Raw genomic sequence first — 13210 nt, forward strand, 5'->3', positions numbered from 1 at the left:
TGTTGCGTAAAAGCCACAGGGCAGGTTTTGACCTGCACGCGTTTTGGTGTACACATATTAGTAAAATTCTTTGCTATGTCAGACAACCCTTCTAATACGCCCACCGATGATGAACTACGCCGCGTGATCCAATACGCCGCGAACGACGGCGAATTTCGTGCCCGTTTGGAAGCCGAGATCTTTGATGATCTCGAGGAAGAGCTGGAATATGACCTGGAGGACCTCTTTGAGGAGCAGCATGCGCTCAAGGTTGGCAAGGCTCTTCCGTCAGCTGAGGATCGTGCGCGTTTCCGGCAGATGTATCTTAAGGAGCTGCGCCGGCTGCAAATCGAGCTCGTGCGCATGCAGGATTGGGTCGTTGCGACCGGTTATAAGCTCGTGGTGATCTTTGAAGGCCGTGATGCGGCGGGGAAGGGGGGCGTCATCAAGCGGATCACTCAGCGCACCAATCCACGCGTTTGCCGAGTGGTTGCCTTACCAGCGCCAACTGAGCGTGAAAAGACTCAATGGTATTTCCAGCGTTACGTGCCTCATTTGCCTGCGGCTGGAGAGATGGTGCTTTTTGATCGTAGTTGGTATAATCGGTCGGGCGTGGAGCGTGTCATGGGCTTTTGCTCGGAGGATGAAGTCGCGCAGTTTTTTAATGACGTGCCGCACTTTGAAGAAATGCTGGTGAACTCCGGCATTAAATTGGTTAAATACTGGTTTTCGATCACTGACGAAGAGCAGGAGTTCCGTTTCCAATGCCGTCTGACGGATCCGCTTAAGCAATGGAAACTCAGCCCGATGGACCTGCAATCACGTATTCGTTGGGAGGATTATACCGCCGCGAAGGAAGAAACCTTTAGTCGCACTAATTTTTCTTTTGCGCCTTGGAACGTAGTCAGCGCTATCGATAAGAAACGGGCGCGGCTGAATTGCATCAGCCATTTGCTTCAGCAAGTGCCTTTTGAGCGGGTGGATAAGCCGGAAATCGTGCTGCCGGAGCGCGTTCATCACGCTGATTATCAGCGTCATCCAGTGCCGAAGGATATGTTCGTGCCACAGGTTTATTAGGGCACTTTTTCGCTTGATGGGGGGGCAATAGTCGGCACCCCAAAAAAAGTCCCGCGATGTTGCGGGAGCTTTTTTAGGCATGATGGCTAGGTGGAAAAACTTAGCGTGGCTTGAAGTTTGGATCGTTTCTGTCTCGCGCCTGGTTGGACCAACGACGCATGTCCTTCAGTTCTTCACTGTTGAGTAGGGCGACACTGCCATCCAAGTGCGCCACTACGGCTTGGTTCGCATAGCGCAGGTGAATATTGCCCATGTTTTTGGGAGTATCCTCTTTATAGCTGCCGCTCCACTCATTGGGGCCATAAACATAGAATTTGCCCGCGTAAGGTGCCTCTGTTTCGGCTTGGGCAGGAGTGCTCAGGGCTGAAACGAATACGATTTGATCTGAAGGCTGAATGCATTGGGACATCATTGTGATGGCGTAGTGAGGGTTTTTCCCCACAGAGTGTCGGCCGTCCGTACTATAGTCTCCACCAACAAATGAACTATTGAGACCAAAGGAGGGATACATGGAAATCTTATACAAATCATTATCCCTGATTTCCGCCAAATGTTCTTGGGAACGGCCAGGAAAGAACAGATCAATACCGCCTGAGTAAGGAAGTAGGCGAAAAACGTAGCGATCGGAGATTGCGCCTTGATAGATCGGATTGCCTCTGTGGTCCATAACCGTCGTCATTTGCCGGTCATCATCGCTAGGCACGGAAGGCAGCAATTTGCCATTATGGTCTTGTGGATAGAGCAAATAGGCAGCAGCCAGTTGGCGTGCGGCGGCAATATCCGAACTTCGGTAAGCGGATTCCCTGACGGTGCCAACAGCGGCTACGGTGATCGCACTGAGCACGCCAATGATGCTGACAGAAACGAGCACTTCGATAAGTGTGAAACCGAAATGTTTACTTGAAGACTTCATGTGATTATTCCGTTAGACTGATATTAACTTTCATGAACGGGAGGGCATCGGGGTCTTCAAGCGGGATGAGGGAGCGCACGCGTACTTGCTGTGTGCCATCATCATTGAGCGAGAGTATTTCGGGATCGGCAGTGTAGGGGCCACCGGGGTCGGAATTGGTCAGCCAGTTGGCCAGATTGGCCGAAGCGGCTACTTCGTAGGTAAGATCATCTGCCCCCGCTTGCTGCGGGAAAATGACGGCTGGGTATTCAAATTCGCCGATGACTACGGTTTCGAGTTGGACGCGCTTTTCCGTGAGATTACCACTCTCAGGGTTGCTGCCTAGGCCATACTCCATCGCGTTGATGAGACCATCGATGTCATAATCAGTCTCGGCTGCCCAGTCTTGTGAGGTGATGCCGCCTCCATGATTGGAAGGGAATGCCATTTGTCGCCATACATTGTATTTCCGTGGAGCCAGCACCAAAAAGAGTTCGGTGTCATCGGTGATGGTAATTTCCAATGGATTTTCTGTGGACTCGCCAAACGGCCCCTCCCACTTGACAAATCGATAGCCGGAATTGGGAACTGCAGTCACTGTTACGGTTTCGCCATCGTTATAAATGAGCTTAGCTGGGGATTTCCGGATCAGACCGAAAAGAAGGCCAAAGGGAATGTTGGTGTCTACATTCAGGCCGTAGCCATCCAGTTGAAGCTCGAAATTTTCATTGGTGTCGAGCTGTGCGGCTGCGAATGACGTGTGCGGCAGTTCGTAAGAAAATTGGATGTAATAGTCTGCGATCAGCAGGCTGCTGGTGTCCCACTCCCAAGCCGTGTATTGATTACTCGTGGAGTCCGAGCTGGTGACTGCCGCCGCCATTGGGTCCGTATATTCAATCCAATCGCCAGCTTCGGTCGTGCGATAATAGAGCTTTACGCTGGAGAAGTCAGGCGAGGGGGACTGGCTGCCCTGATAGGTCATTGTCTGGAAAAGGATGTCCCCTGGGCTATACGACGGGTTGTCATACACTTTGAAGGCCATAGGGTCCTCACCGAAACTATATAAGCGGTCGGTCGTTGTGATAATGGCTGTCGATGTTCCATATTGCCCCAGACGGGCGTTCTCGTTACCACCGAAGTAAGGATAATTGACCTCTTCGTCAGACAATCCGTCGTAAGGTGGTTCTTCGGGCGTATAGGCGGCGTCGAAGCCGAGCCATTCGGCAAAATCTTCGTCGCTGTCGCTTCCCCGATATGTGGGGGTGATGAACTGTGCCATGAGACTGCTGGACAGGCAAAGGGCGGTGATTGGCAAAAGGTGTTTCATCGCGATATTTTATACAGAAGTAGCCCGCTGACAGTGACTGCTGCCAGCGGGCCGGTTTTCTTGCTTGGCTTTAACTAACGTCTTTGACGACGCATCAAAAGAAGGGCACCACAGGCTGCACCAAGGATTAAGGCGTAGGTGGATGGCTCAGGAATGGCTTGACCAAAGGTGTCGCCCGCGTTGATTTGCATGGCGTAGTTGGCGTTATGCGGCGGTGTCGTCCACACAATTTCATAGTTTGAAATGGTGTCGAAAATGCCCGAAAGATCCCATTGGAAAGCGTAAACGGTGGTATCGAAATCACCCGTTACCGAGGCGGTGAAGTCTGCGGCTAGGTTTTGCGCACCACTATTGAAGCTGAGGACTGGGGCGACCATCATTTCAGAACCTGCATCTGTTTGGAAGACAACGGTTTCCAAGCCAGCGATTGGCGAATTATCGTAGATAGTGTAGGTGCCTGGCGTATTGCCATTGTAGAGGGAGCCACCGAAGCTTAGAGGGAAGAATAAGCCGCCGCCGGAGACTTTGGTAAACTCTGCGCTGCCAGCATCCGCGGCTATTGGTGCCTCAAATGGGTCCGTTTCGATAGCAAAGCTACCAGCAAAAACTGGATAGGTTGGTTCCGTATAGACGTCGCCGTTCAGATTCGCCCAATTGGACTGCGTTGAATTGCCGGGCAAGGTGATGTCCAGCATCGCCATTGCGCTGCCTGCGCTGAGGGCGAAAATTAAGGTGGTGGTGAGTTGCTTGTTCATTGGATTCTTATTTGGAATTATTCTAATTATCAAAAGTGGGATTCAGTCTCAATTTTTCTTTAAAATGAAGCGCCTGCCGAGAGGAAGGCGCGACAGATTTACAGACTCTTGGAGAGCTGACGCCAGTCTTCACGTTCAGGGATGCCAGGCTTGCGGGCACCAAAGAACTGGACAATGATGTCGCCATTGGCGTCATAGAGTTCGATTGCGTTTACGTCACCATCAGTGGTGGGCTTGACGACGTGCCAACTGCTGGCGATGCCTTGCTCGTTGAGGTGCAGATTGAAGTCAGGATCAAGCACGTTAAACCATTCGCCGAAAACGACGAGTTTGCTAACGGGACCAGTGTGGATCTGGATTGCTGAGTCGTTGCCAACAAAAACCATGATCGACATTTCCTGGTCACGGGCTTGCTCGAGTAGACGACGGGCAGCGTCATTTTCAATACGGCGGGTAAAGCGACCTTCACCAATTTCCATTGCTTGGTAGCGGCTGACCTTATTTCTGGCGAGCAAGGGAAAGAAATCGTGGGTGTCCTTCAAGTTGGCCCAGCCCTCAAGGAATTTCTCTTGACGCTCTGCATCTACTGAAGCCGGAGCTTCTTTTGCTGATTTGGGTTTGACGGTGAGGTCGGCACTTTGATCTTCGTGGCCGAAGCGGTTAACTAGATCCTGATAGACGTCTGCCTTGGCTTCTTCTTGAGGATAAACCTTATGGATCGCGTCGCCATGGTGGTCGAAAAATTGGATGGACTTTAGCTCTGTGTCACGGCTCGGCGCGGTTACGGCGAAGGCGTGGGTCCAATCTGAATAGAATAGGCGTAGGTCGATGTCTTTGCCCGTTACCAAGCCAATACGTCCACCGTGGTCGCTGATGTTCTCATAGCTGCCTTTACGTTCGTGCACGCAGTATTCGTTACGAGTCAGCACCATGACGCGGCCAAGAGGCTTGAGCTCTTTCATGAATTCTGCCCAGTTTTCTACCTTCAGGCGAGTTGCCGTGCAGCCACATTGAGCAGCGACGAGTTCAGCCTCAGTTGCACCCAAGCGATTTGCGTAATCGCGTATGCGTAATTTTGGCTCGGCGGCTTTAAGCTCGGCGTATCGCTCGGAAAGGGATGCAGTAGTCGTGTTCATTGAAATGATTAGAAGGTTTATCTTGAGAACGAGTCCCATCAGCGAGAAAAGGCTTGCCCACGTCAACCAGAAAAACCAACTTTTTGAAATTATGTCTCAATTTCATCTAAAGGGGTTCCTGACGAGTTTAACCATGGTTGCAGGATTGGCGACCGTTTCGGCCCAGGCCGAAAGTCAGTCACGTATTGTAACCGTTGGCGGAGCAGCAACGGAGATTGTTTTTGCTTTGGGCGCTGGAGATCAGGTCGTTGCCGTGGATTTATCCAGTACGTATCCAGCCGAAGTTCATGAGCTGCCATCGGTGGGCTACATTCGTAATATTTCTCCAGAGGGTGTTCTTTCAATGCGTCCCGATTTAGTCGTGACCACGGAGTCCTTAGGGCCCCCCGCCGCCAAGAAAATGCTCAAGCAAATGTCGGTGCCAATCATTTGGTGCCCAGAGCCCAACACTGTTGAGGCGTTGGAGACTGGTTTACGTGAAGTTGGTGCCAAGCTTGGTGAATCGGCGCGTGCTGAAACGATCATTAACGAGGTGAAGGCATCTATTGCGGAGACTCAGGCAACAAGCGAGAACTGGGCGAAGCGGCCCACTGTAGTCTTTTTCCTAGCCCCCCCCAGTGCGAGCGGGGCTGGCCGCGCTGGTGGCAAGGGCACGCGTTCGAGCGAGTTGATCCATCTCGCTGGTGGTAAAAATGCGGTCGATGATTTTGAAAACTTTCAGCCGATGTCGATCGAATCGCTGATTCAGGTCAACCCGGATGTGATTTTCGTCGGTGTGTCTGATAGCCACGGGGCGAGCCCACAGAGTGTGGAGGCAATGAAGAAACTGCCTGGCCTCGCTGGCGTTACGGCGGTGCGCACTGGCGCAGTCTATGGCGTGCCGATGGACGACTTGAGCTTCGGGCCACGGTTGGGTGAGGCAGTCAATCGCTGGCACGCCCATTTGGCCGAGTCAGCGAAATAGCTTTTGCGTTACTAAGCTGCTCCGTTCTAGTTATTCAGCTATGCCTCTGCGCATCCCGGAAAAGCGTCGGATTTGGATCCACGTCGCCTTGCTCTTTATTTTACTAATGCTGGCGTGGGCTGCGCTGGGCATTGGCCCTACGAAGATCAGTTGGGGCGAGATCGGACAAGTCTTGCTTGATCGCATGACTTTTTCGTCCGAAAAAATAGCGGTCGATCCAATCATCTGGCAACTACGTCTGCCGCGCATTGTGATGGCAATACTGGTGGGCGCTGGTCTGGCGGTGGCGGGTGCACTCATGCAGGGGTTGTTTCGTAATCCGCTTGCTGATCCAGGGTTGATTGGCGTCTCCAGCGGCTCAGCGATGGGGGCCGTCGTGGGGATAATCATTTTGCCTTCCATGGGGCTGACTGGCGGTTGGCTGACTTTCGCCGCGACTCCGATCTGCGCGATGGCTGGTGGCGTGGGGATTACCTTTCTGATTTATCAACTTTCGCGCGTCGGCGGGCGTATTCATGTGGCCTCGATGCTGTTGACTGGGATTGCGGTTAATGCAATTGGAGGGGCTTTAATTGGGCTTGCGGTGACTAAAATCGCCACGGCGGAGCAATTGCAGAGCTTGACCTTTTGGAGCCTGGGAAGTCTCAATGGCATTTTGTGGCCGGTGGTCGGTATTACGGCTATTATTCTGGTCCCTGGCTTGATTGCGTCGATGTGGCTCGGACGCCCGCTTAATGCTTTTCTTTTCGGCGAATTAGAGGCCTATCATCTGGGTGTCGACGTGCCATTCATCAAGCGTCTTGTGATCGTGATAAGTGCTTTGATGGTGGGCATTACGGTGGCGTTCACGGGCGGCATTGGTTTCATTGGTTTAGTGGCACCGCACATTATCCGACTGAGCTTTGGCCCAGACCATCGTCTGCTTCTACCGGCCTGCGCTATGAGCGGTGCGATTCTTCTCTTGATTGCCGACACTGCAGCGCGGACGATCGCCGCTCCGGCGGAGTTACAAATCGGTATTCTTACGGCAATTATCGGTGGCCCATTCTTCCTTATGCTTCTGCTGAAAAATCGAAAGGAACTGAGCATTTAGCCATGTTGTGCGCGGATAAAGTTTCATTCTCCTATGGCCGCCGAACGGTGGTCGACAACGTCTCACTGGCGGTCGAGCCGGGCAAGGTGATTGCGATCCTTGGGCCCAATGGCGCGGGGAAAACCTCGCTTTTTCGACTGTTGAGTGGGGGGGAGGAACCGGAGGAAGGCACGGTGACTTTGGATGGCAAGCCACTTAAGTCATTTGCTGCTGAGGCGTTGGCGCGCCGCCGCTCAGTGCTGCCACAGACATCCCAGTTGGGCTTTAATTTTACCGTCCGCGAAGTTGTGGAAATGGGACGCCTGCCGCATGCCCGTGTGGACAAATCCGTCGATGAGGAGGCCGTCGTCGAGCAGGCGATGGCCCAAGCGGATATTGGCAATTTTGCGGAGCGGCATTTTTTGAGCCTGTCGGGGGGGGAGCGTCAACGCGTCCATCTGGCGCGTTGCTTGGCACAGGTTTGGCCGGGGGACAGTACGCCTGCTGAAAGCCGCTATTTACTGCTTGATGAGCCTACGAACAACCTCGATATTTCACACCAGCACACGTGTTTGCGTGAGGCGCGCCTGTTAGCGACGAAGGGCGTGGGGGTAGCCTGTATCCTGCACGATTTCAATCTCGCGCTGGCTTACGCTGACACCTGCGTGGTGCTATTCGACGGGATGGTGCGGGCGAGCGGAACGGTGGCCACAGCACTGACCGCCGAAGTTATCAGCGACGTGTTTGGCGTCGAAGCAACGATGATTGAGCACGAAGGCCAGCGGGTGCTGGTGACGCTGGCCAGGCCGGACTAATATCGCGCTAGCTCGGGGTTGATTTCGCGTGACCAAGCGTCGATGCCACCCCGGATGCTAACGGCACCATCTAGGCCCTTGGAACGGAGGAATTCTGTGGCACGAAGGCTGCGCATGCCGTGGTGACAATAGACGAGCAGGGGGGCCTTTGCGTCGAGCGCTTCCCAACGGAGCGGTAGCTCACCCAAGGGGATTTCAATTGCCCCGTCAATCTTGGCGATCGCGACTTCGAAATCCTCGCGGACATCGAGGAAGAGAGGGGGGGGGGCTTGTTGTAATTGGGCGTGTGCTTCTTGAACGGATATTTCCATGGGGATTTCTTCTGACGTGGTATCGGGTGCAGCGCAAGACCACTCGTAGTTTTCTGGGCGAATGTCTGTGATGCTAGGCGTGTGGCCGCAGAGAGGGCATTGGGGGTCTGGCTTGAGCTTGAGCGTTCGGTGGCGTTGGGCAAGGGAGTCTATGACAAGTAACCGGCCCATAAGGCTTTCGCCAACATTGATCAATCGCTTGATCGACTCCATGGCCTGATTACTACCAACAACGCCACACAATGCGCCAAAGACGCCAGCTTCCTCGCAATTGGGGACCGTGCCTGGCTCTGGCATCTGTGGAAACAGACAACGATAGCAGGGGCCACCTGCGCAGGGTTCAAAGATCGATACCTGGCCCTCAAACTGGAAAATGCTGCCGTAGACCAGTGGTTTACCCGCAAAAAAAGCGGCGTCGTTGACCAGGTAGCGGGTGGGGAAATTATCGGAGCCATCGAGCACCAAATCATACTGGCTGATCAGGTCGACGGCGTTGTCCACGGTGATTCCTTCAGGGTGGCGGATTAGCTCGATTTTGGGGTTAATCGCGCGCAGGCTTTCAATGCCGGAGTCGAGCTTTTTGCGGCCCGAATCGGTGTCGCCATGAAGAATCTGTCGTTGCAGGTTATGCGGCTCCACGACATCGAAATCAGCCAGACCGAGGGTGCCTAGGCCAGCGGCGGCGAGATAGAGCGAAGCAGGGCTGCCGAGCCCGCCTAATCCGATGATAAGCACACGCGCGGTGGCCAGCTTTTCCTGTCCAGGTAAGCCGACCTGCGGCAAACGAATGTGCCGGGAATAGCGGGAAATTTCTTCGGGAGTGAGCGACATGCCCACCAGTCAAGCGGGGCAGGGAGCGAGGTTAAAGATTAAAGTTTGGAGGTCAAAACGGACGGTAAAATCGGTGCAGGCTTAGTTGCTGTGAATGGCATACTAAGCACTCGATTTACCACTTGTATTTCTCGCGCAGGCTAGTGGGTTCGGAGTAGTCCAGCAGTTCCAAATCTCCCTTAAAAACCTTCAAGTGAATACCTTCCAGTTTATCTTTAGACGCACGGTCACCGCTGTTGGTGAAGACCCAGCCACCGTCGAGCTTGGATTCTTGCATCTTGGCTTTATCGGTTTCCACTACAACGGTTTTGCGTGGGCCGATGAGCTTGATCTTCAAATCGCCAGAGGTCTTATCGGTTTGGCCTTCGCTTCTTTTTTGGGCGGCGATTGTATCGTCAAAGACGAAAAAACGATATTCGACACGAATGTCGTCTAAGATGAGGTCGCTCTTGTTTTCAATGCTCAGCTTATAAAATCCCTCCCAATTATAGTAGGTCATCGGCTCTCGATCAGTCTTTTCCTTACGCGTGCCGTCTTCCTTAGCTCCGATTTTGAATAGGCGGTCGTTTTTTGCCAAGTGAAGCAGCATCCATTCATCAAGAAATTCCTGATCGGCCTTGGCAAAAATATCGGTGGAGACATTAAACTCCTGGCCATCTTCCCGCTGGATACGGACTTGATTGCCAATGACGCTGACGGGCTTAGCCTGCATGACACGCCCAGCCTTGTCGGTGAAATCTCGATAGTCGTCGGCAGCCCACAAAGACATGCACAACAGGAGTAGAGTGAAGTTAATAATGATAGCGCGCATGGTATATTGTATCTTCCGACTGATAGTCTGTTTGGCAATCCTATAGTTCCAATAAACAGTCCATCGAACACTTCAGTGTGGTGAGAGCAAAGTGCCGAACATTGTTGTCGAGGCTCTTTTTTCGGTTGGACTTTATCCAAAGGTGGAGCCCGGTGTCCCGACCGGGCCGTTTCATCCAACTGACGGTGAGGTAACGCATGCCCGGTCGGGACACCGGGCTCCACCTTTGGAGTGACCAGTATGAAGCTTACTTTAAACTCGGGGCGCTGGTTATCCAAATCGTCACAATTCTGCCATTTGGCGGGAAATGGTTGAATTCGTCCACCGCTTGACCATGCTAGCCCGCCATGCCCGAAAAATTTGTTGTCATTATGGCTGGGGGGCGCGGTGAGCGCTTCTGGCCGCAGAGTCGTTTACGCCGTCCCAAGCACCTGCTGCCTATCGTAGGGGATAAGCCTATGCTCACGCAGACCGTGGAGCGTCTGGAAGGCCTTGCGCCAGCAAAGAATATTTTGATTATCACCAACGCCGAACAGCGCGATGCCGTGGTCGAGGTTTGCCCAATGCTGCCGCCGGAAAATGTGATTGCCGAGCCAGTGGGCCGCGACACCGCCCCTGCCGTTGGTTTGGCGATGGAACTGGTTCGCGCACGCGATCCCGAAGGTGTTTTTGCGATGCTGCCAGCCGACCACGTAATCCACGATGCCGAGGGTTTCCGCCGGGTGTTGAGTGCCGCTTTCGAAGCTGCCGCCAAAGAGCCGGTGTTGGTGACGATTGGAGTGGAGCCGGAGTTTCCCGCGACTGGCTTTGGCTACGTGCACAAGGGCGAGCAGTACAGTGAGATCGACGGCCTGCCCGTGTTCCGCGTCCAGCGCTTTGTTGAAAAGCCTGATTTGGAAACCGCGAAGTCATACGTCGAGTCCGGCGAATATTACTGGAACGCCGGCATGTTCGTGTGGACGGTGCCCACCGTTGACGCAGCCTTTGCCGCGCACTCGCCCACGCTGCACACGGCTTTGGGCAAGATCAAGGATGCCCTTGCAGCCAAGGAATCCATCGTCGAAATCCTTGCACGCGAATATCCGACCTTGGACAAAATCTCCATCGACTTCGCCCTCATGGAAAAGGCCGATAACGTCGTGACCATGCCCTCGGCTTTCGACTGGGACGACGTGGGCGAATGGCCCGCGGTTTCGCGTCACCACAAGCAGGACGCCGCTGGCAATGTAATCAAGGGTGCTGGCTGGGTAGAGCAGGGCAGCGGTAACATCGTCTTCAGCGAAAATGACGGGCACCTGTTGGCGCTCGTTGGCGTGGACGACATGATCGTGGTCCGCACTGCGGATGCGACCCTCGTCTGTCCGAAATCCAAGGCCCAGGAAATCAAGAAGCTGGTCAAGGAACTCGGCGCTCACGAGACCTGGAAAAAACTGATGTGAGGACGCCGTTTTTTTAGCCACGGATGAACGCGGATGTGCACGGATGATTTTTCTCGGAGCGTCGCAAACTCCTAGGCTTCATCTTGGATGGCTTACTGGTAAGTTTTCATGTGTGATCAATCACACTGTTCTGCAAGAGATTCGACTGTGGTTTTTCAAGAACCTGGAATTTTCCTTTTTTGTTTAGAAATAACTTTCAAAGTTTCATGTCTTTCACATGAATAAAAAGAGCAATAAGGAGCTGTATGAAAATCTAAAAGCTAAAACTGATTTGGAACTTAGAGAGTTGGTTTATACGAAAAACAGCTTTGTCCCCGAGCATTACGTTGCTGTTGAAATTCTTGAAAAGAGAAAGTTTTGGAAGGGTTTTTTGACTTATGGAATTGTGGCTTGGTTAGCCTTGGTGCTTTCAATATTCAATCTTTGGTTACAGTTATAGTGAGGCACACAACAAACTAGTATAGGCGAGGGCTAACAACGCGCCTACCTCGACGTTCTATAGCGACTGTTTCTATCCGTGCTCATCCGCGTTCATCCGTGGCTAAAAAAATTAACTCATGAACTACCTTGGTATTGATTACGGTGAAAAGCGCATTGGCCTGAGTACGGGCGATGATGATGTGCGCCTTGCGGTGCCGATCCCTGCCGCCGTTGAGCCGACGCGGGAGGCGCGGGTGGCCCACATTGCCAAGGAAATTCAGCAGCGGCGCATTGGCTCGTTGGTCGTTGGGTATCCGTATAATATGGATGGCTCAGTCGGCTTTAAGGCCAAGGAAGTGGACGCTTTTATTGCGGAGCTGGAAGCAAAGTTTGGCCTGCCAATTCATCGCACCGACGAGCGGCTGACTTCACAGGCGGCGGAGGCGCAGATGCGGTCGAACAAACCGAAGAAAAGCCGTTCCAAGGTGTCCGTGAAGGCCAAGCAGGAGGAGCGCCGCAGCGGTAATCTGGATTCGCGGGCTGCGGCATTGATTTTGCAGGATTATCTGGATGGCGGCATTACACCGCTGTTCATCGATGACGACGACGAATGACCTATTCGTAATCGCGCGATAAGGGCTATTGCACTGAGAGCTGATCCATCAGTTGTTGGATGCGGAGGGCTTCGTCCCAATGGCCGCTGTCATGGTTGAGCGGTTGACCAAAACTACGGGCAAGGTCGACGCCCATCACTTGATTACCATGGTAGTTGACGTGAAAGGCGTCGATCATGAGCGGCAGGTAAATTTCTGGATGCTTTAGGCGCAGCGGAGTCCAGCGTGCGAAGTGATCGATGAGTGCGGAGTCGGTGTCGGCCGCAACGCGACGCACGATGTCCATGAAGGCTTCGAACTTTACGTAGTGCTCGCTGCCATCGGAATTGACGGCGTAATAGGTTTGAAAAATGACCCGCGTGTCCATCGCGGTAAAGCGACGATGTAATTCCTTCAAATTTCCCTCGAATTCAGAGGCGTCCATTTCCTTGGCGGGGTTGCTGTCGTTGCCGCCAATGGTGATGAAGACGGCGTGCGGTTGATAAAAGGCGGCGTCTTGCTCGAAGCGGGCAAGCAGTTCACGCGTGGTTTCACCGCCGATGCCTGTATTGATAAAGCGATGCGGGCGCCCATAACCTTGTTGAATGGCGAGGTCGAGGCAGTCAAACCAGTGCATGCCGGGTAGGCGGCGTTCGGTGTTGGACGAGCCGAAAGCAAGCAGACGGGTGAGCTTGTTGCGGGCAAAGCGTTTCGTGAGCCATTCAATGTGGGGATGCATGGCTATTGATAATCTCAAAACGTCATTGTCGAACAAGCGCAATCCGCGT

General features: G+C 53.3%; 14 protein-coding genes. 7 read left to right on the plus strand and 7 right to left on the minus strand.

Annotated elements, in window-relative coordinates:
* The first annotated feature begins 75 nt into the window (after positions 1–75).
* Positions 76–1056 carry a polyphosphate kinase 2 gene (gene ppk2 / locus IE065_RS04080; RefSeq protein WP_189512114.1) on the plus strand — a complete coding sequence of 327 codons (981 nt, stop codon included), beginning with the start codon at positions 76–78 and terminating at the stop codon, positions 1054–1056.
* A 100-nt stretch (positions 1057–1156) separates the two neighbouring features.
* On the opposite strand, the gene IE065_RS04085 is transcribed toward ppk2, so the two are convergent.
* From IE065_RS04085 to IE065_RS04100, 4 genes are all read right to left on the minus strand, one after another.
* Positions 1157–1969 (minus strand): type II secretion system protein, encoded by an 813-nt coding sequence (locus tag IE065_RS04085; protein ID WP_189512116.1) that lies wholly within the window; start codon positions 1967–1969, stop codon positions 1157–1159.
* Positions 1970–1973: 4 nt separating this feature from the next.
* Complete coding sequence (locus IE065_RS04090; protein ID WP_189512118.1) at positions 1974–3275, minus strand: InlB B-repeat-containing protein; 1302 nt, start codon at positions 3273–3275, stop codon at positions 1974–1976.
* A gap of 74 nt (positions 3276–3349) precedes the next feature.
* Positions 3350–4030 (minus strand): PEP-CTERM sorting domain-containing protein, encoded by a 681-nt coding sequence (locus IE065_RS04095; RefSeq protein WP_189512120.1) that lies wholly within the window; start codon positions 4028–4030, stop codon positions 3350–3352.
* A 98-nt stretch (positions 4031–4128) separates the two neighbouring features.
* A complete protein-coding gene (locus IE065_RS04100) occupies positions 4129–5166 on the minus strand; it encodes a hemin-degrading factor (RefSeq protein WP_189512122.1) in 1038 nt (345 codons plus the stop codon).
* A 91-nt stretch (positions 5167–5257) separates the two neighbouring features.
* On the opposite strand from IE065_RS04100, the gene IE065_RS04105 reads away from it, so the two are divergent.
* The 3 genes from IE065_RS04105 to IE065_RS04115 are packed head-to-tail and all read left to right on the plus strand — an operon-like array spanning position 5258 to position 8017.
* Entirely contained in the window at positions 5258–6130 is an 873-nt protein-coding gene (locus tag IE065_RS04105) for a heme/hemin ABC transporter substrate-binding protein (protein ID WP_189512124.1), read from the plus strand.
* A gap of 40 nt (positions 6131–6170) precedes the next feature.
* Entirely contained in the window at positions 6171–7223 is a 1053-nt protein-coding gene (locus tag IE065_RS04110) for a FecCD family ABC transporter permease (protein WP_189512126.1), read from the plus strand.
* 2 nt (positions 7224–7225) lie between these two features.
* Positions 7226–8017 carry a heme ABC transporter ATP-binding protein gene (locus tag IE065_RS04115; protein WP_189512128.1) on the plus strand — a complete coding sequence of 264 codons (792 nt, stop codon included), beginning with the start codon at positions 7226–7228 and terminating at the stop codon, positions 8015–8017.
* Here IE065_RS04115 and moeB read toward each other — a convergent pair.
* Together moeB and IE065_RS04125 are read right to left on the minus strand one after the other, a co-directional pair.
* Positions 8014–9159 carry a molybdopterin-synthase adenylyltransferase MoeB gene (moeB, locus tag IE065_RS04120; protein WP_189512130.1) on the minus strand — a complete coding sequence of 382 codons (1146 nt, stop codon included), beginning with the start codon at positions 9157–9159 and terminating at the stop codon, positions 8014–8016. The genes IE065_RS04115 and moeB overlap by 4 nt on opposite strands.
* 115 nt (positions 9160–9274) lie before the next feature.
* Positions 9275–9970, minus strand: a complete 696-nt coding sequence (locus tag IE065_RS04125) for a hypothetical protein (RefSeq protein ID WP_189512131.1) — start codon at positions 9968–9970, stop codon at positions 9275–9277.
* A gap of 347 nt (positions 9971–10317) precedes the next feature.
* Between IE065_RS04125 and IE065_RS04130 the strand changes: the two genes are divergently transcribed.
* From IE065_RS04130 to ruvX, 3 genes are all read left to right on the plus strand, one after another.
* The gene (locus IE065_RS04130; RefSeq protein WP_189512133.1) at positions 10318–11409 is read left to right on the plus strand and encodes a mannose-1-phosphate guanylyltransferase; all 1092 of its coding nucleotides are present in this window, start codon (positions 10318–10320) and stop codon (positions 11407–11409) included.
* Positions 11410–11626: 217 nt separating this feature from the next.
* Positions 11627–11848, plus strand: coding sequence for a hypothetical protein (locus tag IE065_RS04135; RefSeq protein WP_189512135.1), 222 nt, complete (start codon positions 11627–11629; stop codon positions 11846–11848).
* A 118-nt stretch (positions 11849–11966) separates the two neighbouring features.
* Positions 11967–12443, plus strand: a complete 477-nt coding sequence (ruvX, locus tag IE065_RS04140) for a Holliday junction resolvase RuvX (RefSeq protein ID WP_189512137.1) — start codon at positions 11967–11969, stop codon at positions 12441–12443.
* Between the two features lie 25 nt (positions 12444–12468).
* On the opposite strand, the gene IE065_RS04145 is transcribed toward ruvX, so the two are convergent.
* Positions 12469–13161, minus strand: a complete 693-nt coding sequence (locus IE065_RS04145; protein ID WP_189512139.1) for an SGNH/GDSL hydrolase family protein — start codon at positions 13159–13161, stop codon at positions 12469–12471.
* Between the last annotated feature and the right edge of the window lie 49 nt (positions 13162–13210).

This window comes from Cerasicoccus arenae (assembly GCF_014651635.1).
Classification (GTDB): Bacteria; Verrucomicrobiota; Verrucomicrobiia; order Opitutales; family Cerasicoccaceae; genus Cerasicoccus; species Cerasicoccus arenae.

Coding starts and splice junctions, on each gene's coding strand:
- IE065_RS04105 (WP_189512124.1), top strand. CDS start 5,258: ATGTCTCAATTTCATCTAAAGGGGTTCCTGACGAGTTTAACCATGGTT.
- IE065_RS04090 (WP_189512118.1), bottom strand. CDS start 3,275: ATGAAACACCTTTTGCCAATCACCGCCCTTTGCCTGTCCAGCAGTCTC.
- IE065_RS04100 (WP_189512122.1), bottom strand. CDS start 5,166: ATGAACACGACTACTGCATCCCTTTCCGAGCGATACGCCGAGCTTAAA.
- IE065_RS04125 (WP_189512131.1), bottom strand. CDS start 9,970: ATGCGCGCTATCATTATTAACTTCACTCTACTCCTGTTGTGCATGTCT.
- IE065_RS04130 (WP_189512133.1), top strand. CDS start 10,318: ATGCCCGAAAAATTTGTTGTCATTATGGCTGGGGGGCGCGGTGAGCGC.
- IE065_RS04110 (WP_189512126.1), top strand. CDS start 6,171: ATGCCTCTGCGCATCCCGGAAAAGCGTCGGATTTGGATCCACGTCGCC.
- ruvX (WP_189512137.1), top strand. CDS start 11,967: ATGAACTACCTTGGTATTGATTACGGTGAAAAGCGCATTGGCCTGAGT.
- moeB (WP_189512130.1), bottom strand. CDS start 9,159: ATGTCGCTCACTCCCGAAGAAATTTCCCGCTATTCCCGGCACATTCGT.
- IE065_RS04085 (WP_189512116.1), bottom strand. CDS start 1,969: ATGAAGTCTTCAAGTAAACATTTCGGTTTCACACTTATCGAAGTGCTC.
- IE065_RS04135 (WP_189512135.1), top strand. CDS start 11,627: ATGAATAAAAAGAGCAATAAGGAGCTGTATGAAAATCTAAAAGCTAAA.
- IE065_RS04115 (WP_189512128.1), top strand. CDS start 7,226: ATGTTGTGCGCGGATAAAGTTTCATTCTCCTATGGCCGCCGAACGGTG.
- ppk2 (WP_189512114.1), top strand. CDS start 76: ATGTCAGACAACCCTTCTAATACGCCCACCGATGATGAACTACGCCGC.
- IE065_RS04145 (WP_189512139.1), bottom strand. CDS start 13,161: ATGCATCCCCACATTGAATGGCTCACGAAACGCTTTGCCCGCAACAAG.
- IE065_RS04095 (WP_189512120.1), bottom strand. CDS start 4,030: ATGAACAAGCAACTCACCACCACCTTAATTTTCGCCCTCAGCGCAGGC.